This window comes from uncultured Jannaschia sp. (genome assembly GCF_947494025.1).
In the GTDB taxonomy this organism is placed as follows: domain Bacteria; phylum Pseudomonadota; class Alphaproteobacteria; order Rhodobacterales; family Rhodobacteraceae; genus Jannaschia.
The window spans coordinates 33,063-54,036 of the sequence record NZ_CANLTQ010000019.1; the positions used below are offsets into that span (position 1 = coordinate 33,063).

Genomic DNA, 20,974 nt, shown 5'->3' on the forward strand with positions numbered 1-20,974 from the left:
CCCGCCCTGGCACGCGCAAGACGCGGACGGAATCGCGGCGCCGGTTGAGACCCACGGCCCTGCGAATGTTTCCGCACGCGATCCGCTGCTGCGTCGTCACAGGAGCGGTCCGAACAGGCGCGCGACAGGGGCCAGGGCGCGGACATGCCAGGGACCGGGGATCTCGACCGGGGTGGCGCGCGCGAAATCCTCCGCGAGCATCGCCTCCACCCGGGCGGCGAAGTTCCGATTCTCGATCAGCGCCGTCTCCTCGAAGTTCAGCAGCGCCGAGCGGATGTCGAGGTTGACGGTGCCGATCGAGGCAACGTCGTCGTCGATCAGCATGACCTTGGAGTGCATGAAGCCGGGCCGGTATGCGTGCACCGCTATGCCGGCTGCGACGAGATCGCGCGCGGCGGCGCGGGACGCATACCAGGCGAGGACGTTGTCGGAGGGCGCGGGGATCAGGATGCGGACGTCGGCGCCGCGCAGGGCGACCAGCTTCAGGGCCGTCGCAAGGTCGGCATGCGGCACCAGATAGGGCGTGGCGATCCAGAGGCGGCGCGTCGCCAGTCCGACGAGCCCGCAGAGGAGCAGGCTTCCCCGTTCGAGCGCGTCCGTTGCGCCGAAGCCCGCCACGAGACCCTGGCAGGGTCCGGGCGCTTCAGGTTTCGACGGCAGCTCTGCCGCGGGCCGCAGCGTCTCGCCGGTCAGACCGGCCCAGTCGGCGGCGAAGATCGCGCGCAGTTGGTCGACCATGGGGCCTTCAAGGCGGATATGAGTGTCGCGCCAGGCGTCGAACCGGGCGCCCCCGTCGATGTACTCGTCGCCGACGTTGATCCCACCGGTGAAGCCGATCTGCCCATCGACGACGACCGCCTTACGATGGTTGCGGAAGTTTACCCCGATGCGCCCCAACGCACGGTGCGGCGCGACGATCCCCTGAAACCGGACGCCCTCGGCCTTGAGAGCGCGGACGTAGCGGAATCCGAGGAATATCGAGCCCACCACGTCGCACAGGACGCGCACATCCACGCCACGCCTGGCGGCGGCCGTCAGGCGCGCCCGCAGCGCCTCGCCAGTCCCGTCCGCGCGGATAATATAGAACTGGACAAGAACCTCGCGCTCCGCCCCGTCGATGGCCGCGAAAATCGCGTCGAACGTCTCGCGTCCGTCAATCAGGAGGGTGGCGGCGTTGCCCTCCGTTACCCGCGCGCCCACGATGCCGGTGAGCGCATCGAGCCGGGCGCCCGCCGGGGCGGAGGTCGCCTCGGCCTCCTGCGCGCCCTTCGGCGATGTCGAGCGCGCGACGGAGCTGAACAGCGCGAAGGCAGGGATGGCGAGCAGGGGGAACGCAATCAGGAACACGACCCAGGCCGCGGCCCCCTGCGGGGTGCGCGCCGTCGTCAGGGCCGCGCGTGCCACGAAAAGCCCCGCGAGCGTGAGGGCAATCTGCATGCCGATGCCAAGGAAGATCACGATAGTGTCCCAACGGTTGGTGCAGGAGGCCGCGTGCGGAGCCCTCGGCGTAGCGCAGCGCGCGGCCGGGGGTAACGCTGACGGTCACCGCAGATCTTCGGAAAAAATTCGGGTTGCAAGGCTCAGAACAAAAACCGGAGACGACGATGGCCGACGATAGAATGACGCTGCCTGGGCTTGTTGAAAAGGAGACCGGGCGATCTCGTGCGCGGGTTTTGGCGCGATGTCACACGGAATCGTCGGCGACCACCACGTCCGGGACCATCTCGTGCCCTTCGCTCGGCTCCGGGATGTTCCAGATGCCGCGCTCCATCGGGCAGCTTGGCGAAAAAGAGCGGAAAATGCGCGGTGCGGCATTCTCGACGACGACCGGCAGCAAGACGTTCGCTCCGGCCGAATGTGCGCGGCCAGACCATTCGCGCAGATCCGGCTCGCCGCGGATCGGCCAACAGACGGCGATCCGCAAGCCCGGTCGTGACGCGGCGATCGCATCGAGGGCGCCTGCCAGCGTGGTCGTCATCGCGGTGCGGTCGGAACTGGAAATGCGCCTGCGGGCCTCCATCAGCCGGGCCCGTTCGGTCTTGCGGAACCGCGCGACATCCCGCACTGTCTCGGGATCGACGGGTTGCCCGTCGATCAGTTCGTGCGCGAAGCAGGCGGGGGCCACCTCAGAACGCCAGCGGACCCATCTCGTTCAGCGGATGGCCGAAGATCCACGAGAACAGGGGAACCGCGATCAGCAGTCCCACGAGCTCGAAGCTGACGGCTTGTCGGATACGATCGGAGGTGCTGCGCATGAACGGCGCCCGCTTCTCGTCCGGGCCGTCCCGAATACTGTCTCGATCGTCGAGCGAGGTCGTCCTCGAAACCGGAGATAAGGCCGGCTGGGAAAGCTTCGATCTGAGACGCCCCTCAGGCCGCCCGCCGCTCGTCCGAGCCTCGGAGGAGAAGCCCGATGACGTCGGACCGGGTCAGGATACCGGCCAGCTTTCCCGCTCGCGTCACGGGCACGACCTCGACCCCCTGCCCCGCGAACCGATCTAGAAGCAGCCCGACCGGCAGATCGTGAGGCACGGCTGCTGTCGCCGGCCGCATGACATCCGAAGTCACAAGCGTAGAGCGCTTCTGTCGCAGAGCCGTCACCGGTCCGGCTGCGATGAGGGGCGCAATGAGATCGGCTTGCAGCACGAGACCGAGGAGCTTCCCGTGGGCGTCGATGACGGGCAGGCTCTTGATCGCGTTCTTCCGGAACAGTCTCGCCAATTCAGTGAGCGGCGCGTCCGGACGCGCGGTGATCAGATCGCGGGTCATCACGTCGGCGCAGGTGGTCCCATCGAAACGATGATGCGCCGCCTCTTCCTCCGCCGCCGCCAGCAGACGGCCAAGATCCGCAACGCCGAGATTGGTGGACTGGTTGAAGCGCGCGAGGAGCGCGCCGAGGTCGTCATTCGTCAGCCCGAGCCGCAACGCCGCCTCGCGACCCTCCGGGGTGTCGGCCTGCCGGAACGGATAGGCGCGGCCGGTAAGATGGTTGTAGCCGATGGCGGCGACGACGAGCGCGGCCGTGGTAATTCCGACCGGTGCAAGTGCGAACCAGACACCCGCTTCCAGGACCGGCTCCGGATCGAGCACGCTCAGCAGCGCCACCGCGCCGCCCGGCGGATGCAAGGCACGCAGCAGCATCATCGCCAGGATCGCTCCGCCGACGGCCAGGCCGGCCGTCCATGGCGCAGGAACAAAGGTCAGGGCCGCGAGCGCGACCAGGGCCGAAATGACGTTGCCGACGAGAGCCGACCACGGCTGCGCGAGCGGGCTGTTGGGTACCGCGAAGAGCAAGACCGCACTCGCCCCGAGGGGGGCGAAGAGCGCGACGGTCAGCCCCGCAACAGGGCGACCCGTGGCGACGAGGAGAGAACACAGGCAGAGCCCGACAACGGCCCCTGCCGCGGCGCGTAGCTGCTCCGGGAGACGAAAGGGCGACATGGCCGGCAGGAGATGTCGGAGAGAACGCATCGAGGGGGAAACACGCACTTAGGGGGCGGATCGCCGTGCCGACAAGCACAGCAGACACCCTCTGCCCTATTGATGTGCGAAAGTGAAATCCCGGTTGGCGAAGCCAAATTCAAGGGCACATTGTCTGGCAAGATGCCAGTAAGCTCGTGCGCGCCATCCGGACATCGCTAGGTAGAATTCAGAGCGCGGCAATAAAGAACGCTGACGCAGGATCACATTCCACTCGGTCACTCGTCTTGCCCGCCCGGACCGGGCCGCGTCAGGATGAAAAGCATCGCCCCCGCCAGAACAAGAGCCTGAAGGCCCAGAATCGAAGGCGGCAGTTTCACCAGCGAGCCAATCCCCAGGATCACCGCCATGGAAACACACGCGAGTGCTTTGTCGCGCCTCGCAATCGCTCCATGCGCTTCCCAGTCGCGCAGCGCCCCTCCGACGCGAGGATGATCCATCAGGCGGTGCCGCAGGGCCGGCGATCCTTTTCCGAAGGTCCAGGCCGCGACGATAAGAAACGGTGTCGTGGGCAGAAGCGGCAGCAGGATACCGATCATCCCGAGGCCGAACGAGACGGCGCCGCAGGCAACCCAGATCGCCCGTGGGACATGGCTCCCGGGTCCACGCGTACCGGTCATGCCAACCTCGGGTTCGGCGGCGTGGAGGATCGGCCGTAGCTGCTGCGCCGGTCGACGATGTTGCCGTGGATCGAGGCGGCGATGCGCTCGGCCCGCCCGATCACATGCGCGGCCCCGGGCGGCGGGCAGGTTTCCCGGGCCGCCTCTGAGAACAGGTCGAGCCAGCGGTCGAAATGGGCCTTCTCCATCGGCAGAAAAAGATGCGCGCGCATGGGCGAACCGTGATAGCGGCCTGTCATCAGGGCGACGGACGACCAGAACGCGACCATGCGGTCGAGATGCGGTCCCCAGTCGGATATCCGTTCGGTGAAGATTGGCCCTAGAAGCGGATCGCGCCGGGCCAGGTCGTAGAACGCGTGGACGAGGCGCGTCAGCACGGCATCGTCGAGCCCGGTCCGATCCATCAGGGCGCGGGTGACCTCCGGCCGAAGCGTGACGACCTCTCGGGGCGCGGGGACGGGACTGGACATGGCGTTCGGCCTTGAATCGGTATCCGATATGCGATTTTATACTTGTCGATTGCCGCCGTAAAGTCCCGAGGACGTCCGATGCGCCTGACCGCCTTCACCGATTTCGGCTTCCGTGCCCTGATGCGGATCGCGAGCGAGCCGGACCGCGCCTTCTCGACCGCCGAGATTGCCGACGAGTTCGGTATCTCTCGCCATCACCTGACGAAGACGATGGCGGTGCTCGCCGCCGCCGGATTCCTGACCACACGGCGCGGCGCCGGCGGCGGGGCGATGCTCGCGCGACCGGCGGGGCAGATCGGGCTGGGCGCGGTGATGCGGGTGCTCGAGCGCGAGCAGGCGCTGGTCGAGTGCTTTCGCGCCGATGGCGGGGCCTGCGTGATCACGCCGGAATGTCGTCTGAAGCACTTCTTCGCCGAGGCCGAGGAGGCGTTCCTTGCCCGGCTCGACGGCTACACGCTGGCCGATTGCACGCTGGCGCCGCGCGCGCGGCCCGTGGCGGAGGCGCTGTCGTGAAGCTGGATATCAACGCGGCGGGGGTCGAGGTTCCGGCGGACGAATTGGCCCCGCTCCTGGAGATGGCGCCGCCCGAGCTGCGTCGCCAGATGCGCGAGGGCGGCGTGACCAGCCTCTACGAGACGGGCGAGGACGAGGATGCAGGCCGGTTCCGCGTCACCTTCCGGTCGGCGCACTGGCGGGTGCGCTTCACCTGCGCGAGCGACGGGACGGTGCTGAGCCGGCAGCGCAACCGCCGCGGCGGGCCGTGAGAGCGGGAACTGCGGCGCGGATGCGCGGCTGGGCCGGGCCGGCGGTGCTGAGCTTCGGCTTCCGGCCGTTCTTTCTGCTCGGCGGCCTCTGGGCCGCCGGGGCCATGGCGGTGTGGATCGCGATGCTGTCGGGCGACCTGACGACGCCGACCCGCTTCGACCCCGTGGCCTGGCACGCGCACGAGTTCCTGTTCGGGTATCTCGGCGCCGTGATCGGCGGGTTTCTCCTGACGGCAGTGCCGAACTGGACCGGGCGGCTGCCGGTGACGGGGTGGGGGCTCGGCGGGCTCGTCCTGCTCTGGCTCGCGGGCCGCGTGGGCGTCGCGACCTCGGAATTGATCGGACCGCTCGCGGCCGGCATCCTCGACCTTGCCTTCCCGGTTTGCCTCGCGGCCGTGCTCCTGCACGAGGTCGTGGTGGGACGGACCTGGCGCAATCTGCCGGTCCTGGCGCTGCTCGCGGTCTTTGCGACCGCGAACGGCCTGTTCCACGTCGAGGGAACAGTCGGCGCTGGTGTACGACTGGGGCTGGCGACCGCCCTGATGATGATCGCCTTCGTCGGCGGCCGGATCGTCCCGAGCTTCACCCGGAACTGGCTGGTGAAGCGAGGTCTGGATGCGCCCCCGTCGTCGCCCATGCAGGGCTTCGACAAGGTGACGCTGGCCTTCACGGGCGCGGCGCTTCTGCTCTGGGTGGCTTGGCCCGATCGCGCCCCGACCGGTGCGGCGTTGATCGTCGCCGGCGGGGTGCAGGTCCTGCGGCTTGCGCGCTGGCAGGGGCATCGGACCCGGGGCGAGCCGCTGGTCTGGGTGCTCCATGCCGGCTACGCGTTCCTGCCGCTCGGCGCGCTGGTGATGGGGGCGGCGATCCTTGCGCCGGACCGCGTCGCACCCGCGGCCGCGCAGCACCTCTGGATGGCCGGGGCGATCGGGCTGATGACGCTGGCGGTGATGACGCGCGCGACGCTTGGCCATACCGGGCGCACGCTGCATGCCGGCCCCGCGACGGTCGCGATCTATCTGGCGGTCATCGGCGCAACCTTCGTGCGGCTATGGGCGGGTCTCTGGCCTGCGGCCGCACCCGTGCTCCATGCCGCGTCGGGCACGCTCTGGACCGCCGCCTTTCTGGGCTTCGCGATGACCTACGGCCCGATGTTGTTGCTGCCCCGACGATGACGGGCTGGATCGCGTTCGCCGCCGCCTTCGCCGCGTTCTTCGTCAGCCATTCGGTTCCTCTCCGTCCGCCGGTCCGCGCGCGGCTCGTCCGCCTGCTCGGGCCGCGCAGGTTCGCCGTCGCCTATTCGGCGCTGTCGCTCGCCGCCTTGGCCTGGCTCGTCGTCGCTGCGGGACGCGCGCCCTATGTGGCGCTCTGGCCCCGCCTGCCGTGGCAGTCCTACGTCCCGCTCGCCGCCATGGCGCTCGCCTGCCTCATCGCGGCCTTCGCCGTCGCCCGGCCGAACCCGTTCTCGTTCGGCGGCAGATCCGGAGGGTTCGACCCGTCCCGCCCCGGCATCGTGCGCTGGATGCGACACCCGCTGCTGGCCGCGCTGGCGCTCTGGTCGGCGAGCCATATGGTGCCGAACGGCGATCTGGCGTATGTCCTGCTGTTTGGCACCTTCGCGGGCTTCGCCCTCCTGGGGATGCGGGTCGTCGATGAGCGCAGGCAGCGCGTGATGGGAGCGGCGCGTTGGACGGCGCTGCATCGCGCGGTCGCCGCCTGCCCGCCCCTGCCGTGCCCGGCATCGCTTCCGGGCGCGGCGCTTCGGCTCGCCCTCGCGGTGGCGCTCTATGCCGCGCTCCTCATGCTTCACCCGGTGGTGATCGGCGTCTCGCCGTTGCCCTGATCATCCGGGACTGTCGTCCTTCAAGGTCGGAAGACGGGGCGGGTGCTCCAGGGAAATGCTTGCCGAGGCGTTTCCCGGCAGTGTGGATCTCGAGGTCAGCGCATCCGTCGGAAGTTCATCCTCAGCGGTAGCCCACATTATTACGTAGTCGAACAGCAAGTCCCCTTCGTGGCGGACATTCTCCCAAAGATATTGGAGGACGTCAAACGTCGATGCCCGGGCGATCGTTCATCCGGGCATCATCCCGTCCCTTCCTCAAGCGCCGATCGGCCGGGGCGGCACGACCTGCTCCATCAGGTCGTTGTCCCACTCGCCGTCGACGACGAAATGCGCCTCGGCCCCGAGCAGCGCGGCCTCGATCAGGTTGTGGTTGACGTAGGCGTAGGTGCCCGGCTGCTCGAAGGTGTACATCGCCGCCATGGCCGATCCGCCGCGGCAGAACCACGTCTCGAGTCCGGTCAGCGGTGCGTCGCTGAACGATCCGGCCTCCCAGACTTGATTGCCGTGCCCGCCGATCAGGTGGGGCCGTGAATCGCGGTTGGCCTGGTTGTGGATCATCAGCACCGTCTGGCCGACCGCAGACCGGATCGCGCCGCGCCCCGTCAGGGCGCCGACGGCGCCGTTGAAGACCGAATGGGTCGGGATCAACGTCCGCATCGCCGCAAGGCTGTCGGCGTAGTCCTCTCCGGCGGTGGCGTACTGGACGAAGTCGCCGCTCGCGTCCCGCGGCAGGTAGTAGTCCTGCTCCCCGATATAGGCGATCTGGTCGTAGCGCAGCGGATTGCCGTCACCGTCCTTCAACCCGTCGCGCGGCAGGACCATGATTGCCCCGTTCATGCCGTGGCAGACGTGGTAGGGGATCATCGCCCCGCCGGGCGCGCAATGATAGGTGAAGCAGCCGGGCTTTGTCGCCTTCCAGCGCAGCACCGTCTCCTCGCCGGGATAGATATGCGTCAGCGCCCCGCCGCCAAGCGCTCCGGTGGAGGCGTGGAAGTCGATGTTGTGCTCCAGCATGCTGTTCATCGGGTTGCGCAGTGTCAGTTCGACATAGTCGCCCTCGTGCACGACGATGAGCGGACCGGGGACCGAGCCCTCGTAGGTCAGCGCCCAGATGCTGGCGCCGGTATCCTCGTCCACCACCATCAGGCGCTCGCGGATCGTCATCTCGATCTCGAAGATCTTCGGCGGACCGCTCGCGACCTGCTCGTGCTCCGGCGCGTTTGGCGGCGGCACGAGGCGCTGCCGGACGCGCTCCAGCCCCGACAGGTCGGCCGGCGCGGCGTGGGTGATGGCGTCGGCCTGCGCCTTGATGACGGACGCGCCGGCCATGCGCGAGCGGGGCAGCGGCGCGCGGGCGGGGGCGCCATGGGCGAGCGTCCCGGTAAGCGCCGCCGCGCCAGCCAGGGCCGTGCCGCGCAGCATGCCGCGGCGGGTGGTCGTCGGACAGGAGGCCCTCCGGCCGCCGTCTGCCGTGATCGTCCGTTCTTGATCGTCGGTCTTCATCTCGCGTCCTCCACACAACGGTTCAGGGACCCCGCCCGCGCGGGGCGGGGCGATCGGGCAAGGTCAGAGACCGAGCTCCTCGATCTGCATGACGAAGCGCTCCATTGCGTTGGGCGGAATGCGGCCGGCGAGGAACTCTCCGGGGACCTCCGACACGTCGCCCACGGCGACGGTCATCACCATGCCCATGGCGTAGTGCGGGAGGCACTTGATGCCGTAGAGACCGTCGGTCTCCAGCGTGACCTCGATCTCCTCGTTGATCCGGCCCTTGAAGGCGTCCGCGCCCTCCGGCGTCATCTCGAGAATGCTCTCGGCGTTGTGTCCGCGATCAGCGGCGAGGAACTTGACGGTGTCGCCCGGCGCGACTCGAAGGAAGGCCGGCTCGAATACCATGACCTCCCCGCCCTCGCCGCGGTTTAGCATCCGGACCTCATGGGTCTCGGCGAAACCGCCGGTGGCGGACATCGCCGCAAGGGCCAGTCCGGTGATCGTCGTCCTGAGCATGGCGCATCTCCTCGTCGCGCGTGTTTCGGATGCCACCCGCCTACGCCCGGTTTGAATCGGCGTTCTTGATGCAGATCAAATAAAATGGTATTCGAGATACCTATTTTGTGGAGGTGCCTCGAACCGGCGGCCATGACGCGCTAAGCTTGGCGCGCGGAGGACGACACGATGCGCCAAGACATTCACAACGCCGACGTCCCCGTGCTGTGTCGCGCCTGCGAGGCGCGTCATCGCGGGATCTGCGGCGCGCTCGACGCAAACGAGCTTCTGCGGCTCGGACGCAGGAGCAGCCGTCACGAGCACGGTGCCGGCACGACGCTCGTCGCGGTCGGCGATCGGCCCGAGCATTGCTCGAACATCCTCAGCGGCGTGGTGAAGCTGTCGAAGCTGCTGGCGGACGGGCGCCAGCAGGTGGTCGAGCTGCAGTTCGCGCCCGACTTCCTGGGTCGGCCCTTCGCCGAGCAGAGCGACGTCCTGGTCGAGGCGGCGACCGACGTGCGGCTCTGTTCGTTCCCGCGCCTTGCGCTCGAGGCGATGATGGCCGACGCGCCCGCCCTCGAGAACCGGATGCATCGGCAGGCGCTGCGCCAGCTCGACGATGCGCGCGACTGGATGATGACGCTCGGCCGGAAGAATGCCGCCGAGAAGGTGGCATCGTTCCTGCTGATGATCGCGCGCCACGTGCGGCCGCAGGACGACGGGTATTCGTCACGTTTCGATCTGCCGCTCAGCCGCTCCGACATTGCCGACTTCCTGGGCCTTACGATCGAGACGATCAGCCGCCAACTCACCAGGTTGCGTAAAGACGGAACGATCGGGATCGAGAGGGCGCGTCATGTCACGGTGCAGGATCTCGAAGCACTGAAGCGCGCCGCCGCAATCTGACCTTGGCGATCAGCCCGACTCCAGTCGACGGTATAGCGGCAGGACAATGTCGCGGTCGAAGGCCGAATGCCGTCGGAGCGGCTGGAACAGGCCGCGCATCAGGAAGCCCAGGCGGTCGGCGTCGGCGCGGCGCGGATCGCGGACAAAGCGCATGACGGATTCCGCGACCATGACGGCATGGTCCTCGTCTTCGATATGCTCCGCCCTGAGGCGCGCGATTGTGACTTCGAGCCCGGCGCCGCTTGCGAGAATTGCGGGAAAGATGCGCGCTTCTTCGAGATCCTGGCACGCGCGCAAGGTCGGGTAGAGTTCTTCGGCCAGAACCGTCGCTGCCAAGGTGTCGATGCGGTCAGGGAGCGTGTCCGCCAGCGCTTCCAGTTCATGGCAGACCTGCTCCTGTCCCGAGATCAGAACCTCGAAGCGCAACGCAGGGCTGTTGGGTTCCCCGACTATTCCGGTGGGCGTCCGCACCCCGTCGCCTCCCGTGACTGAATGATCTCCGAGAACCATAATTCCATATCCCGTCCATGATTTGACATGGATCAAGAAACGGGAACGACGTGAGCGGTAGGAGGACGGTGAACGCAACTTTCGGACGTCGCCGTGCCCGTTTCCGCTTCGGACAATTTCGCCAGGATCGAAAAGATCACGCTGTCCGCACCCTCCATCCGGTGCGGTGGCTGTGTAGCGGCGATCGAATGCGCACTCGCGGCGCTTCCGGCCGTGCATGACGCGCGCGCCAATCTGACGCTCCGTCGGATTACGGTGTCGCTTGCGCGGGGCGGTATCGGGCCGGACACCATCCTCGCCGAACTGGATCGGATCGGACATCCGGCGACCTTGATCGACGATACCGACCTTTCTGGCGAGACCCGTGATCGGACCGCGCAGGCGCTGCTGCGTGCCGTGGCGGTCGCGGGCTTCGGCGCGATGAACGTCATGCTTCTGTCGGTGGCCGTCTGGTCCGGGGCAGGCGGGGCGACGCGCGAGACGTTCCACTTGATCTCGGCCCTGATCGCCCTGCCGGTCGTGGCCTATGCGGGGCGGTTTTTCTTCGCCTCGGCCTGGGGAGCGCTGCGGACGGGGCGCATGAACATGGACGTGCCGATCGCGCTTGCGATCACGCTGGCGCTGACGCTGAGCCTGTTCGAGACGGCGCATGGCGGCGAGGAGGTGTTCTTCGACGCGGCGGTGACGCTGACCTTCTTCCTTCTGATCGGGCGCTATCTGGATCACCGGATGCGCGACCGGGCGCGGAGCGCGATGACCGGGCTCGCACGGCTCGCGGTGCGCGAGGCACTGGAGGTCGCACCCTCCGGCGGACTCCGGCCCGTCGCGGTCGAGTCGATCGTGCCGGGGATGGTCCTGCGGATACCGGCGGGCGAGCGCCTGCCCGTCGATGCCCGCATCGTCGCGGGCACCAGCGATCTCGACCGCGCCCTCGTGACGGGCGAGTCGCGCCCGGTCGCGGTGGCGGCGGGCTTCGAGGTCGAGGCCGGGGCGCTGAACCTGACCGGCCCGGTCGACGCGGTCGCGCTGCGCCCGGTGAGCGAGAGCTTCCTTGCGCAGATGATGGGGATGCTGGCCACCGCCGAGGCGGGGCGCGGGCGCTACGTGCGGATCGCCGATCGCGCGGCGCGGCTCTATGCGCCGCTCATCCATCTGCTGGCTCTGGCGACCTTCGCGGGATGGCTGGCCGCGACCGGCGATTGGCAGCACGCCGCCTTCGTGGCGATCAGCGTGCTCATCGTCACCTGCCCCTGCGCCCTGGCGCTTGCCGTGCCGGTCGCGCATGTGGTCGCGGCCGGCCGGCTCATGGCCGAGGGTGTCCTGATGAAGGACGGTTCCGCGCTGGAGCGTTTGGCGGGCATCGACCGCATCGTCTGGGACAAGACGGGCACGCTGACCACCGGGACACCGGCGCTCGCGGCTCTGCCCGCGATGGAGACCGCGACCGAAGCGGCGCTGGCGGCGCTGGCCGCACGCTCGGCGCATCCCGCGGCGCGCGCGATCGCCGCGCGCCTCCCCGTCCCGAATCTGGCGCTGGAGGACGTAGCGGAGCGTCCGGGATTCGGCGTGGAGGGGCTGATCGGTGGGCGGCGTGCGCGGCTCGGCCGTGCCTCCTGGGTGGCCGAGATCGCAACCGGCCTGACGGAGGGCGACGGGCCAGCTTTCGCCTTCGAGGGGGAAGCCATGCTGCGCCTTCCGCTATCCGAAAGCCTGCGCAACGGTGCGGCGGAGGCGGTGGCGGCGCTGGCGCGGCGGGGCCTGCCCAGCGAGATCCTGTCGGGCGACGTGGCGTCGGCCGTCACGCGGATTGCCGCCCGGCTCGATATCGCGGAGATGCGCCACGAACTCACGCCCGCCCGCAAGATCGCCCGGCTCGAGGCACTGCGCGATGCCGGCCATCGCCCGCTGATGGTGGGCGACGGGCTCAACGACACCGCGGCGCTGGCCGCGGCGCATGTGTCGATGTCGCCGGCCTCGGCGTCCGAGGCTGGTCGTGCCGCCGCGGATTTCGTGTTCCTGCGCGACGATCTGGAGGCCGTACCCCTGACGTGGAAAATCGCAAGGCGCACGGCCGAAATCGTCCGGCAGAACTTCGGTCTTGCGATCCTCTACAACTGCATCGCCGTGCCGCTTGCCACGGCCGGTCTCGTCACGCCGCTGATCGCCGCGATCGCGATGTCGGCCTCGTCGATCGCGGTAGTGGCGAATTCGCTGCGGCTGAACAGGCGTCAAACGAGAACACCGGCGCGAAACTCGACGCTCCGGGAGGTGCCGGCATGACGATCCTCTATTTGCTGATCCCGGTCACCCTGGTGATGGGCGCCGCCGGGCTCGGCGCCTTCTTCTGGAGCCTTCGGGCCCAGCAATACGACGACCTCGCAGGCGATGCCGAGCGCATCCTGCATGACGGCCGGGACGAGCCGCTTCCGCCAAGAAAGGAGACCGCAAGATGATGACGCGTCTGACCGTCGCGGAGCGACAGAGCGCCATGTTCATCTCGGGCCTGGTCGCCGTCGCAGGCTTCGCCATGGCCGTCGCCGGTCACGGCGATCCGATGGGCGCGCATGGCTGGATCACGCTCCTCTTCGCCGCGACGCTGTTCTTCCTCGCCGGGGAGGCGCTCTATCACGACGAGCCGACCGAGGATCGCTCAGCGGAGTACTACGACGACCCGACCAAGGCCGGCATTCTGATCTCTCTCGCCTGGGCGGTGATCGGCATGGGGATGGGGGTCTGGGTCGCAGCGCAGCTCGCCTGGCCCGATCTCCGCTTCGACGCAGCCTGGTCGAGCTTCGGGCGTCTGCGACCGGTCCACACCTCGGGCGTGATCTTCGGCTTCGGCGGCAACGCCCTGATCGCCACGTCCTTCCACGTGATGCAGCGCACCAGCCGGGCGCGGCTCGCCGGCCATGTCTCGCCGTGGTTCGTGCTGCTGGGCTTCAACCTCTTCTGCATCATCGCCGCGTCGGGCTACCTGATGGGCGTCACCCAGTCCAAGGAATACGCCGAGCCGGAATGGTACGCCGACCTGTGGCTGGTGGTCGTCTGGGTCGTCTACTTCGTGCTCTACGTCCGCACGCTGGCGCGCCGCAACGAGCCGCATATCTACGTCGCGAACTGGTACTACATGGCCTTCATTCTGGTCGTGGCGATCCTGCACATCGTCAACAATCTGGCCGTTCCCGCCAGCTTCGGCGCCGCCAAGAGCTATTCCGCCTTCGCCGGGGTGCAGGATGCGATGACCCAGTGGTGGTACGGCCACAACGCGGTGGCGTTCTTTCTGACCGCCGGATTTCTCGGCATGCTGTACTATTACCTGCCCAAGCGGGCCGAGCGGCCGATCTATTCCTACCGCCTGTCGATCCTGAGCTTCTGGGGGATCGTGTTCTTCTACATCTGGGCGGGGTCGCATCACCTGCATTACACCGCCCTGCCGCAATGGGCACAGACGCTGGGCATGACCTTCTCGGTGATGCTGCTGGTGCCGTCATGGGCCAGCGCGGGCAACGCGCTGATGACGCTCAACGGCGCCTGGGACAAGGTCCGCACCGACGCGACTTTGCGGTTCATGATGATGGCGGCGGTGTTCTACGGGCTGTCCACCTTCGAGGGGTCGTTCATGGCGGTGCGCGCGGTCAATTCGCTGTCGCATTACACCGACTGGACCGTGGGCCACGTCCATGCGGGCGCAATGGGTTGGGTCGCGCTGATCACCTTCGGGTCGATCTATACCGTCGTGCCGCTGCTCTGGCGCAGGGAGACGATGTATAGCTGGAAGCTCGTCGAGTGGCACTTCTGGCTCGCCCTGGCCGGGACCGTCATCTACATTTTCGCGATGTGGAACAGCGGCATCACCCAGGGGCTGATGTGGCGCACCTACACCGAGAGCGGCACGCTCGCCTATTCCTTCCTCGAAACGATGCTGGCGATGTACCCGTACTATGTCGCTCGGGTCATCGGCGGGTCGCTGTTCCTCGTGGGTGCGATCCTCGCGGCCTTCAACGTCGTGATGACGATCCGGAATGTCGGGTACCGGGCTCCGCAGATCGACTATCCAACGGCGTCGGAGGCGGGTGAGCCCGCCATCCCGGCTGCGGAGTGATTCCGATGTTCAGAAAGCTCCTCAAACCCTTCGCGCGCTTTTTCGAGATGCACGCGCGCACCCATTACCGGGCGGAGCGGCACTCCTTCGCGCTCGCCGCCGGCATCATCCTCGCCGCGAGCGTCGGCGGGTTCATCGAGATCGCCCCGCTCTTCACGATCGACGAAACGGTCGAGGCCGCGCCCGACATGCGGCTCTATACCCCGCTCGAACAGGCCGGGCGCGATATCTACATCCGCGAGGGCTGCTATGCGTGCCACAGCCAGATGATCCGCGCGCTCCAGGACGAGGTGGACCGCTACGGTCCCTATTCTCTGGCCGTCGAGAGCCAATACGACCACCCGATGCTCTGGGGGTCGAAGCGTACCGGCCCGGATCTTGCCCGTGTAGGCGAGAAATATTCCGACGACTGGCAGATGCGCCATCTCGTCGATCCCCGCGCGCTGGTGCCTGGGTCGGTGATGCCGCAATACGCCTTTCTGCTCGACGCGGAGCTGGAGACGGCCAGCCTGCCGGACCGTCTCGCCGCCCTGCGCGCCGTGGGCGTGCCCTATGACGACGCCCAGATCGTGAACGCCGCCATCGATGCCCGTGGCCAGACGCTGCCCGACACCGATTGGGCCGAGGGGGTCGCGGAACGCTACGGCGAAGAGACCAACATCCGGCACTTCGACGGGCGGCCGGGCGAGCTGACCGAAATGGACGCGCTCGTCGCCTACCTCCAGATTCTGGGCGGCCTGACGGACCTGCCGGCCGAAATGCAAGCGGCGAGAGGAGATTGACCGATGGAACTGACGTATGAATGGACCTCGGCCTTCGCCAAGTCCTTCGGGTTGATCTATCTGATGGTCCTGTCACTGGGCATCACGGTCTATGCCTTCTGGCCGTCCCTCGGAAAACGCTTCGATCGTGCCGCGAAAAGCGTGCTCGACGACGAGGAGGGACCATGTCGGTAAAGGAGCGCGATCCGCTGACCGGGCACGAGACCACCGGTCATGAATGGAACGGGATCACCGAACTCAACACGCGCGTCCCGCGGGTGATCTGGTGGACCATCGGCATCAGCCACGTCTGGGCGCTGGTCTACTGGGTGCTGATGCCGGCCTGGCCTTTGGTGCATACATATACCAAGGGACTTCTGGGCTATGATCAGCAACTCGTCGTCGATGACCGCGTTGCCAAGGCCTACCGGCAGCTCGAGACCTGGCGGGCGCCGCTGACCGAGCTGCCTGCCCACCAGATCCGCGAAATCCCCGAGATCATGGCGCATGTGAACGCCACCGCTCCGGCGCTCTTCGGCGATTACTGCGCCGCCTGTCACGGGACGGAAGCGGCCGGCGGCCCGGGCTTTCCCAGCCTCGTCGACGACGCCTGGCTCTGGGGTGGCGATGCGGAAACCATCATGGAAACGCTGCGCGTCGGTATCAACGCCCCGCATCCCGAAAGCCGCATCGCCCAGATGCTCGCCTTCGGCGCTTTGGACATCCTGACCCGGCCGCAGATCCGAGCGGTCGTGGATTACGTTCAATCCCTCTCCGGGCTCGAGACGGAGGCCACGCCGGAGGTTCTGGCCGAGGGCGAGACGATCTTCGCCGAGAATTGCGTGAGCTGTCATGGCGAGGATGCCCGCGGCATCCGCGACCTCGGCGCACCCGACCTGACCGACGACACCTGGATTTATGGCGGCGACGATGCGACGATGTTCACCACGGTCAATCTCGGGCGCCAGGGCTGGATGCCTTCGTTCGAGACGCGGCTGTCTGCCGCCCAGCGGATGATGCTCACGCTTTACCTACAGGATCTGGACGCGGAGGCGGGCGAATGACCCGCCCGCGCATGATCGGCATCTCCGCCGCAATCCTGCTCGTCGCGGGCTTCGCCGCGGCCAACGCGCACCTCGTCACCGTCGCCATCGGCACTCAGCCCGATTGCGTCCTCGTCACCTCACAGAAAGAAGGCGCCGCCCTTCCGCGCGCGGCGAAACCGTCATGCTGAGCGATCGCACCGGCCCTCCGTCCCCGGACAACCCCCATGCGGGCGGAATGATCCCCAAGGTGGTTCCGCCGCTCCCGCGCCCCAATCCCCGCGCCCGCGACCTGCCCTGGCGCACGGCCTTCGTCTGGCTACGCGCGGGATGGTCCGATCTTTGGACCAATCCGCTTCCCAGCCTGCTCTACGGGTTCGGCGTCTTCGTCCTCTCCGTCTTCATCGTCTGGGGTCTGTTCCGGTTCGGCTACGAATACGCGCTCTTTCCCGCGCTGGCAGGGTTCCTGGTCGTCGGGCCGCTGATCGCCAACGGCCTTTACGAAAAAAGCCGTCATCTCGAACAGAAAAGGCGGATCGGCCTGGCGGGAATGATCTTCGTGAAGCCGCGCTCCAGCTATCAGGCGCTCTTCATGGGTGCCCTTCTGCTGGGGCTCTTCATGCTCTGGCAGCGATCGGCGGTCCTGATCTACGCCCTCTTCTTCGGCCTCGTTCCGTTCCCCGGCACCGACGAGTTGTTGCCGATGCTTTTCCTGACGCCGACAGGCTGGGCTTTGCTTCTGACGGGCAGCGTGGTCGGCGCACTTTTCGCCGCGTTCGCCTTCGCCATCAGCGTCTTCGCCATGCCGATGCTGCTCACGGAACGCACCGACGCGCTGTCGGCGCTCGGGATCAGCATGGCCATGGTATGGAACAATCTCGCCGTGATGCTGGCTTGGGGGGGCGTCGTGCTGGGCCTGTTCCTGATCTCGGTCGCGACTGCTTTCGTCGGCCTGATCGTCGTCTTTCCCGTCCTCGGCCACGCCACCTGGCACGCCTACCGCACGATCCGGGCAGACGACCCGCGGAATGGCGAGACCGAGCGCATGTTCATTCGCCCGGCGTGAGACTTTCGAGCCGTCGCCAGTGAGCGCGTCGCTCCATGTCTGCGACACTGCGCTGCTGGCAAGATCATCTGCTGATCAAAGATTACTGCCGATCCTGGATCCCCAAGCGGCAGGTGACGATCAGCGAGGCCGACCTGCCCGATGCCGGCCTGCGCCTCGACCTCGCGCGACTGGCTTCATGCCGGGTTTGCAACGCGGGCTTCCGGGCCGTCGTTATCGACCATTTCGCCCGCCCCGACGCCCCCATGACGAAGGCGGCGGAAGGGGGACGCTGCGACGGAACTTCCAGGGCTATACCTGCGATACGGCAGAAATGCCGATCGGGCTCGGCGCCTCCACGATCTTGCGGCTGCCTGCGGGTCATGCGCAGACCGCGCCGCGCAATGCCCACTGGCGCGTGTACCACGGCCGACCTGCGACTGCGCACGGACATGCCCTCGCCGCCGAGGATCGGCTCCGGGCCCAGGTGATCGAGCGCCTTCCGTGCGACTTCGCCATTGATCCATCCGCCTTCGAGGATCGGGACGCGGTGCACGCCCTGACCGGACCGATCGCCTCGGCCTGGCGTGGCGCGTTTGCGCTCGACGGGGGGGGGTCTCTTCAGGTCCGGTCCGGCATAAAACACCTCGTCTGAATGATGGCCGTCGAGGACGACGCCTATACGGTGCCGGAGGGGCGGCGCAGCATGGCGGTCTGACTGGATGGGGCCTCAGCTTTGAATGCTCCGTAGGGACGCGGTGAGGGCGAGCACGTCAGCCGGCATCGGCGTGTCGAGTCCGTCATTCTCGACGATGACCGTATCGCCGAGGTCGCGCGCGCCGAATTCCGGCATCAGGAGAGCGAGGCGCATGGGGCAGTCCTTGTCGGTTCGTGCAGTGGCAAATTGCAAGATCCGGGGATCGCTTGCCGCACGATCTCCGCGTCGAGCGCCACGGGCTCTGCCATCACCGCTTCCACCTCGGCGCTGTAGCCCTGCCGTCCGAGATCGTTTCGGAGTACCTTGGCATTCGCCGCGCGCGTCTCCTCGATACTGTCGGACCAGTTGTCCGGGAACGCGATGACGCCGTATTCCCCCGCCCCGTAGGCGTAGACGGGCATCCGGGGCATCGCGTCCATGACCACCACCGAGAGATGAACTCCCAGGTCTCGGACGCTCTCCAGGAGCGGCGCCAATTCGCTCGGTTGGTCGTCGGCGTCCAGGAGAAGAAGTATCGTCGCGTTCCGCATGTTGCCGCTCCCGAGCTTGGCTTGGGAAAGCACAAGCGATCCGGGCACAAAGCATTCTTGACCGAAATCAAATTGACGAGACGCTGTTGCGTTTGTTCAGCGCAGACCGGAACTTTCCCGTTGCTGATGATGATGTCATCATGGGAGACTTCCGCCTTGGTTCCGGGCCGCGCTTATGAGGATGAGATATTGAAGCCGCTATCGACGTAGATGGTCTGCCCGGTCACGAAGCGGGCGGCGGGCGACAGCAGGAAGGTCGCCATCGCCCCGATCTGGTCGATAGTGACGAGCTGGCCCATCGGTGCGCGCGCGGCCGCCGCCTCCATCAGTCGGTCAAAATGACTGAGGCCCGAAGCTGCACGCGTGCGCACCGGACCGGGCGAGAGCGCATTGACCCGGATCGCTTGCGGCCCGAGCTCGTGCGCGAGATAGCGGACGGTCGACTCGAGCGCCGCCTTCACCGGGCCCATGATGCCATAGCCGGGCACGACCTTTTCCGAGCCATAGAAGCTCATCGTCAGAATGGCGCCGCCCTCGCGCATCAGCGGTTCGGCCCTTCGCGTGAGGCGAACCAGCGAATGGCACGAGACGTCGATCGCCGTTGCGAAGCCGTCGGCCGAACTGTCGAGCACGGGGCCCTGCAGATCCTCCTTGGGCGCGAAGGCGATCGAATGGACAAGGAAGTCGAGCGTGCCCCATTGTTCGGCGATCGTCTGGAACAGGGCATCCATCTGCTCGGGCTTCGTGACGTCGAGCGGCAGCAGGATCGGCGCCTCCACGGCCCGCGCGACCGGCTCCACATGCGGAAGCGCCTTGTCGTTCAAGTAGGTAAGCGCGATCTCGGCGCCCGCCTCGTGCAGCGCCACCGCGCATCCCGCAGCGAGGGATTCCTTGTTGGCGACGCCGACGACCAACCCGCGCATCATGCCTGCTCCAAAAGGTCGCGTACGTGGATGGCCATCATCTTCTCCTCGCTGGTCGGGATGACGAGTGTTTCGAACGCGTCAGCATCGCCAGGCGCTCGACCACGCCATCGCGGACCTGGGCGGCATTCTCGCCGATGCCGGCGAAAAACACCGAGGCGTCGAGGCCACCAAAGGATACCGCCATCATCGCCGTGAACTGCGCCACCTTGAGGATGAAAAAGTCAATCGCGAACCCCGCACCTGCCTGGCCAGCTCTGTTCATGTCTTCCGAGGCATTGCCTGGTCGGTGATCAGAAGGTCGATGTCCGGCCGCCCGGTCATCGTCTCGAGCGCCTTCGTCGGTAGTGTCCCAGCCCGTAGTGTAGGAGGCCGCGCGCGGAGCCATTTGGCGTAGCGCAGCACGTGGCTGGTCTGGCGGCCACCGCGCTTCTTCGTAGTCTGAGGTTGTTCGACGACCGACGACAACGAAGGAGAGCACGATGACCGAGACCATGATCGACCTTCCGGGGGTGATCGCCAAGAGCGACGACACGGACTTTCTGCGCGAGCTGATCCAGGATGCCGCGCAGCGACTGGTGGACATTGAGGTGTCTGCCGCGTGCGGAGCCGGGCATGGCGAGCGCAGCTCGGAGCGGGAGAACCAGCGCAACGGCTACCGGCCGCGGCAATGGGATACGCGCGCGGGCACGCTCGGGCTGAACATTCCGAAGCTGCGCAAGGGCAGCTGTTTCCCGACCTTCCTGGAGCCGCGCAGATCGGCCGACCCTTGCGAGGTTGCTGATTCACTTGGAGTACCTGAAGTCAGTTCGCGCCAGCATCGGCCCGACGCAGTACGAGCAGGACATCGCGTCGGGTAAGCTGCTTCAGGCGAATGACATCGGGTGTCACATACCAGCGGCAGTTCGGCGCGTGATCCTGAAGGCTGTCCATCCCGATCCGGTCAAGCGGTACACCAGCGCCCTTGAGATGCGGCGCGCGCTCGAGAAGCTGAACTATCCGGGGCACTGGACCGTCGACGCTGCCGGCAATGAGGTCGGCAAGTACGGGACTTACGCATTTTCGCACTCAGCCGTGCCGGTTGGTGGTGCGAAGTTCGACGTAATCTGCAGCAAGCCCACGCCAGATCGGCTGAAAGGTCTGCGCGGGACAAACCAAGACATCTACGACACGCTCGTCCTCGGCACGACGATCGCAGAGGTGGTTCGGGAAAACTGAACAGCCGGGATAAGTGGATTTTCCGCGCCACGGCGGCATGATTGTCGCGAGCGAG

Annotated in this window: 28 protein-coding genes and 2 pseudogenes; 17 read left to right on the plus strand and 13 right to left on the minus strand. The window is 67.1% G+C overall.

What is annotated here, in order from left to right:
• Positions 1 to 96 precede the first annotated feature (96 nt).
• The 6 genes from cls to Q1B08_RS15945 all read right to left on the minus strand — a co-directional run bounded on the left by cls (position 97) and on the right by Q1B08_RS15945 (position 4,570).
• Positions 97 to 1,458, minus strand: a complete 1,362-nt coding sequence (cls, locus tag Q1B08_RS15920; RefSeq protein ID WP_299821069.1) for a cardiolipin synthase — start codon at positions 1,456 to 1,458, stop codon at positions 97 to 99.
• 226 nt (positions 1,459 to 1,684) lie between these two features.
• Positions 1,685 to 2,125: a 5-formyltetrahydrofolate cyclo-ligase gene (locus Q1B08_RS15925; RefSeq protein WP_366140036.1), complete on the minus strand. Its 441-nt coding sequence runs from the start codon at positions 2,123 to 2,125 to the stop codon at positions 1,685 to 1,687.
• A gap of 1 nt (position 2,126) precedes the next feature.
• Complete coding sequence (locus tag Q1B08_RS15930; protein WP_299821072.1) at positions 2,127 to 2,255, minus strand: chlorhexidine efflux transporter; 129 nt, start codon at positions 2,253 to 2,255, stop codon at positions 2,127 to 2,129.
• Between the two features lie 115 nt (positions 2,256 to 2,370).
• A complete protein-coding gene (locus Q1B08_RS15935; RefSeq protein WP_299821075.1) occupies positions 2,371 to 3,441 on the minus strand; it encodes an HPP family protein in 1,071 nt (356 codons plus the stop codon).
• Positions 3,442 to 3,698: 257 nt separating this feature from the next.
• Positions 3,699 to 4,100 (minus strand): YbaN family protein, encoded by a 402-nt coding sequence (locus tag Q1B08_RS15940; protein ID WP_299821078.1) that lies wholly within the window; start codon positions 4,098 to 4,100, stop codon positions 3,699 to 3,701.
• A complete protein-coding gene (locus Q1B08_RS15945; protein WP_299821081.1) occupies positions 4,097 to 4,570 on the minus strand; it encodes a group III truncated hemoglobin in 474 nt (157 codons plus the stop codon). The genes Q1B08_RS15940 and Q1B08_RS15945 overlap by 4 nt, the downstream gene beginning before the upstream one ends.
• Positions 4,571 to 4,648: 78 nt before the next feature.
• Between Q1B08_RS15945 and Q1B08_RS15950 the strand changes: the two genes are divergently transcribed.
• Genes Q1B08_RS15950 through Q1B08_RS15965 form a run of 4 tightly spaced genes read left to right on the plus strand, consistent with a single transcriptional unit; the run spans position 4,649 to position 7,177 of the window.
• Entirely contained in the window at positions 4,649 to 5,083 is a 435-nt protein-coding gene (locus Q1B08_RS15950) for an Rrf2 family transcriptional regulator (RefSeq protein WP_299821084.1), read from the plus strand.
• Positions 5,080 to 5,334: a DUF6522 family protein gene (locus Q1B08_RS15955; RefSeq protein ID WP_299821087.1), complete on the plus strand. Its 255-nt coding sequence runs from the start codon at positions 5,080 to 5,082 to the stop codon at positions 5,332 to 5,334. Before Q1B08_RS15950 ends, Q1B08_RS15955 begins: the two co-directional genes overlap by 4 nt.
• On the plus strand, positions 5,331 to 6,509 hold the full coding sequence (locus Q1B08_RS15960) for an NnrS family protein (protein WP_299821090.1): 1,179 nt from the start codon (positions 5,331 to 5,333) through the stop codon (positions 6,507 to 6,509). Before Q1B08_RS15955 ends, Q1B08_RS15960 begins: the two co-directional genes overlap by 4 nt.
• Positions 6,506 to 7,177, plus strand: coding sequence for an NnrU family protein (locus tag Q1B08_RS15965; RefSeq protein ID WP_299821093.1), 672 nt, complete (start codon positions 6,506 to 6,508; stop codon positions 7,175 to 7,177). Before Q1B08_RS15960 ends, Q1B08_RS15965 begins: the two co-directional genes overlap by 4 nt.
• A 255-nt stretch (positions 7,178 to 7,432) precedes the next feature.
• On the opposite strand, the gene nirK is transcribed toward Q1B08_RS15965, so the two are convergent.
• Both nirK and Q1B08_RS15975 read right to left on the minus strand, forming a co-directional pair.
• On the minus strand, positions 7,433 to 8,599 hold the full coding sequence (nirK, locus tag Q1B08_RS15970; protein ID WP_299821147.1) for a copper-containing nitrite reductase: 1,167 nt from the start codon (positions 8,597 to 8,599) through the stop codon (positions 7,433 to 7,435).
• Between the two features lie 144 nt (positions 8,600 to 8,743).
• Entirely contained in the window at positions 8,744 to 9,184 is a 441-nt protein-coding gene (locus Q1B08_RS15975; protein WP_299821096.1) for a pseudoazurin, read from the minus strand.
• 168 nt (positions 9,185 to 9,352) lie between these two features.
• Between Q1B08_RS15975 and Q1B08_RS15980 the strand changes: the two genes are divergently transcribed.
• On the plus strand, positions 9,353 to 10,069 hold the full coding sequence (locus Q1B08_RS15980; protein ID WP_299821099.1) for a Crp/Fnr family transcriptional regulator: 717 nt from the start codon (positions 9,353 to 9,355) through the stop codon (positions 10,067 to 10,069).
• A gap of 9 nt (positions 10,070 to 10,078) precedes the next feature.
• On the opposite strand, the gene Q1B08_RS15985 is transcribed toward Q1B08_RS15980, so the two are convergent.
• Positions 10,079 to 10,615 (minus strand): hemerythrin domain-containing protein, encoded by a 537-nt coding sequence (locus Q1B08_RS15985; RefSeq protein ID WP_366140037.1) that lies wholly within the window; start codon positions 10,613 to 10,615, stop codon positions 10,079 to 10,081.
• Positions 10,616 to 10,672: 57 nt separating this feature from the next.
• On the opposite strand from Q1B08_RS15985, the pseudogene Q1B08_RS22075 reads away from it, so the two are divergent.
• The 10 genes and pseudogenes from Q1B08_RS22075 to Q1B08_RS16030 form a co-directional block, all read left to right on the plus strand.
• Positions 10,673 to 10,786: pseudogene (locus Q1B08_RS22075) on the plus strand (hypothetical protein); the annotation flags it as partial.
• Positions 10,787 to 10,909: 123 nt separating this feature from the next.
• A complete protein-coding gene (locus tag Q1B08_RS15990; protein WP_299821104.1) occupies positions 10,910 to 12,859 on the plus strand; it encodes a heavy metal translocating P-type ATPase in 1,950 nt (649 codons plus the stop codon).
• On the plus strand, positions 12,856 to 13,032 hold the full coding sequence (gene ccoS, locus Q1B08_RS15995; protein ID WP_299655756.1) for a cbb3-type cytochrome oxidase assembly protein CcoS: 177 nt from the start codon (positions 12,856 to 12,858) through the stop codon (positions 13,030 to 13,032). The genes Q1B08_RS15990 and ccoS overlap by 4 nt, the downstream gene beginning before the upstream one ends.
• Entirely contained in the window at positions 13,029 to 14,681 is a 1,653-nt protein-coding gene (ccoN, locus tag Q1B08_RS16000) for a cytochrome-c oxidase, cbb3-type subunit I (RefSeq protein ID WP_299821107.1), read from the plus strand. Before ccoS ends, ccoN begins: the two co-directional genes overlap by 4 nt.
• A 5-nt stretch (positions 14,682 to 14,686) precedes the next feature.
• Positions 14,687 to 15,463: a cytochrome-c oxidase, cbb3-type subunit II gene (ccoO, locus tag Q1B08_RS16005; protein WP_299821110.1), complete on the plus strand. Its 777-nt coding sequence runs from the start codon at positions 14,687 to 14,689 to the stop codon at positions 15,461 to 15,463.
• A 3-nt stretch (positions 15,464 to 15,466) separates the two neighbouring features.
• A complete protein-coding gene (locus tag Q1B08_RS16010) occupies positions 15,467 to 15,637 on the plus strand; it encodes a cbb3-type cytochrome c oxidase subunit 3 (protein ID WP_299821113.1) in 171 nt (56 codons plus the stop codon).
• On the plus strand, positions 15,628 to 16,506 hold the full coding sequence (gene ccoP / locus Q1B08_RS16015) for a cytochrome-c oxidase, cbb3-type subunit III (RefSeq protein WP_299821116.1): 879 nt from the start codon (positions 15,628 to 15,630) through the stop codon (positions 16,504 to 16,506). Before Q1B08_RS16010 ends, ccoP begins: the two co-directional genes overlap by 10 nt.
• On the plus strand, positions 16,503 to 16,676 hold the full coding sequence (locus Q1B08_RS16020) for a hypothetical protein (protein WP_299821119.1): 174 nt from the start codon (positions 16,503 to 16,505) through the stop codon (positions 16,674 to 16,676). Before ccoP ends, Q1B08_RS16020 begins: the two co-directional genes overlap by 4 nt.
• Positions 16,670 to 17,551, plus strand: coding sequence for a DUF2189 domain-containing protein (locus Q1B08_RS16025; protein ID WP_299821122.1), 882 nt, complete (start codon positions 16,670 to 16,672; stop codon positions 17,549 to 17,551). The genes Q1B08_RS16020 and Q1B08_RS16025 overlap by 7 nt, the downstream gene beginning before the upstream one ends.
• Before the next feature lie 313 nt (positions 17,552 to 17,864).
• On the plus strand, positions 17,865 to 18,185 hold the full coding sequence (locus tag Q1B08_RS16030; RefSeq protein ID WP_299821125.1) for a hypothetical protein: 321 nt from the start codon (positions 17,865 to 17,867) through the stop codon (positions 18,183 to 18,185).
• 75 nt (positions 18,186 to 18,260) lie between these two features.
• Here Q1B08_RS16030 and Q1B08_RS16035 read toward each other — a convergent pair whose 3' ends face one another.
• From Q1B08_RS16035 to Q1B08_RS16050, 4 genes are all read right to left on the minus strand, one after another.
• Positions 18,261 to 18,401 carry a hypothetical protein gene (locus Q1B08_RS16035; protein ID WP_299821128.1) on the minus strand — a complete coding sequence of 47 codons (141 nt, stop codon included), beginning with the start codon at positions 18,399 to 18,401 and terminating at the stop codon, positions 18,261 to 18,263.
• A complete protein-coding gene (locus Q1B08_RS16040) occupies positions 18,383 to 18,778 on the minus strand; it encodes a hypothetical protein (RefSeq protein ID WP_299821131.1) in 396 nt (131 codons plus the stop codon). The genes Q1B08_RS16035 and Q1B08_RS16040 overlap by 19 nt, the downstream gene beginning before the upstream one ends.
• Positions 18,779 to 18,951: 173 nt before the next feature.
• Positions 18,952 to 19,704 (minus strand): enoyl-ACP reductase FabI, encoded by a 753-nt coding sequence (gene fabI, locus Q1B08_RS16045; protein WP_299821134.1) that lies wholly within the window; start codon positions 19,702 to 19,704, stop codon positions 18,952 to 18,954.
• A gap of 34 nt (positions 19,705 to 19,738) precedes the next feature.
• A complete protein-coding gene (locus Q1B08_RS16050; RefSeq protein ID WP_299821137.1) occupies positions 19,739 to 20,197 on the minus strand; it encodes a hypothetical protein in 459 nt (152 codons plus the stop codon).
• Between Q1B08_RS16050 and Q1B08_RS16055 the strand changes: the two are divergent.
• Both Q1B08_RS16055 and Q1B08_RS16060 read left to right on the plus strand, forming a co-directional pair.
• Positions 20,184 to 20,468: pseudogene (locus Q1B08_RS16055) on the plus strand (transposase); the annotation flags it as partial. The gene Q1B08_RS16050 and the pseudogene Q1B08_RS16055 overlap by 14 nt on opposite strands.
• A 22-nt stretch (positions 20,469 to 20,490) precedes the next feature.
• Entirely contained in the window at positions 20,491 to 20,919 is a 429-nt protein-coding gene (locus tag Q1B08_RS16060) for a hypothetical protein (RefSeq protein WP_299821141.1), read from the plus strand.
• Positions 20,920 to 20,974 lie beyond the last annotated feature (55 nt).

Bases quoted from the DNA above. Each gene is read 5' to 3' on its own strand.
- ccoP (WP_299821116.1), top strand. From the start codon at position 15,628: ATGTCGGTAAAGGAGCGCGATCCGCTGACCGGGCACGAGACCACCGGT.
- Q1B08_RS15980 (WP_299821099.1), top strand. From the start codon at position 9,353: ATGCGCCAAGACATTCACAACGCCGACGTCCCCGTGCTGTGTCGCGCC.
- nirK (WP_299821147.1), bottom strand. From the start codon at position 8,599: ATGCTGCGCGGCACGGCCCTGGCTGGCGCGGCGGCGCTTACCGGGACG.
- Q1B08_RS15965 (WP_299821093.1), top strand. From the start codon at position 6,506: ATGACGGGCTGGATCGCGTTCGCCGCCGCCTTCGCCGCGTTCTTCGTC.
- Q1B08_RS16020 (WP_299821119.1), top strand. From the start codon at position 16,503: ATGACCCGCCCGCGCATGATCGGCATCTCCGCCGCAATCCTGCTCGTC.
- ccoN (WP_299821107.1), top strand. From the start codon at position 13,029: ATGATGACGCGTCTGACCGTCGCGGAGCGACAGAGCGCCATGTTCATC.
- Q1B08_RS15935 (WP_299821075.1), bottom strand. From the start codon at position 3,441: ATGTCGCCCTTTCGTCTCCCGGAGCAGCTACGCGCCGCGGCAGGGGCC.
- ccoO (WP_299821110.1), top strand. From the start codon at position 14,687: ATGTTCAGAAAGCTCCTCAAACCCTTCGCGCGCTTTTTCGAGATGCAC.
- Q1B08_RS15930 (WP_299821072.1), bottom strand. From the start codon at position 2,255: ATGCGCAGCACCTCCGATCGTATCCGACAAGCCGTCAGCTTCGAGCTC.
- fabI (WP_299821134.1), bottom strand. From the start codon at position 19,704: ATGATGCGCGGGTTGGTCGTCGGCGTCGCCAACAAGGAATCCCTCGCT.
- Q1B08_RS15940 (WP_299821078.1), bottom strand. From the start codon at position 4,100: ATGACCGGTACGCGTGGACCCGGGAGCCATGTCCCACGGGCGATCTGG.
- Q1B08_RS16010 (WP_299821113.1), top strand. From the start codon at position 15,467: ATGGAACTGACGTATGAATGGACCTCGGCCTTCGCCAAGTCCTTCGGG.
- ccoS (WP_299655756.1), top strand. From the start codon at position 12,856: ATGACGATCCTCTATTTGCTGATCCCGGTCACCCTGGTGATGGGCGCC.
- Q1B08_RS16025 (WP_299821122.1), top strand. From the start codon at position 16,670: ATGCTGAGCGATCGCACCGGCCCTCCGTCCCCGGACAACCCCCATGCG.
- Q1B08_RS16040 (WP_299821131.1), bottom strand. From the start codon at position 18,778: ATGCGGAACGCGACGATACTTCTTCTCCTGGACGCCGACGACCAACCG.
- Q1B08_RS16050 (WP_299821137.1), bottom strand. From the start codon at position 20,197: ATGGTCTCGGTCATCGTGCTCTCCTTCGTTGTCGTCGGTCGTCGAACA.
- Q1B08_RS16035 (WP_299821128.1), bottom strand. From the start codon at position 18,401: ATGCGCCTCGCTCTCCTGATGCCGGAATTCGGCGCGCGCGACCTCGGC.
- Q1B08_RS15950 (WP_299821084.1), top strand. From the start codon at position 4,649: ATGCGCCTGACCGCCTTCACCGATTTCGGCTTCCGTGCCCTGATGCGG.
- Q1B08_RS16030 (WP_299821125.1), top strand. From the start codon at position 17,865: ATGCCGATCGGGCTCGGCGCCTCCACGATCTTGCGGCTGCCTGCGGGT.
- Q1B08_RS15945 (WP_299821081.1), bottom strand. From the start codon at position 4,570: ATGTCCAGTCCCGTCCCCGCGCCCCGAGAGGTCGTCACGCTTCGGCCG.
- Q1B08_RS15975 (WP_299821096.1), bottom strand. From the start codon at position 9,184: ATGCTCAGGACGACGATCACCGGACTGGCCCTTGCGGCGATGTCCGCC.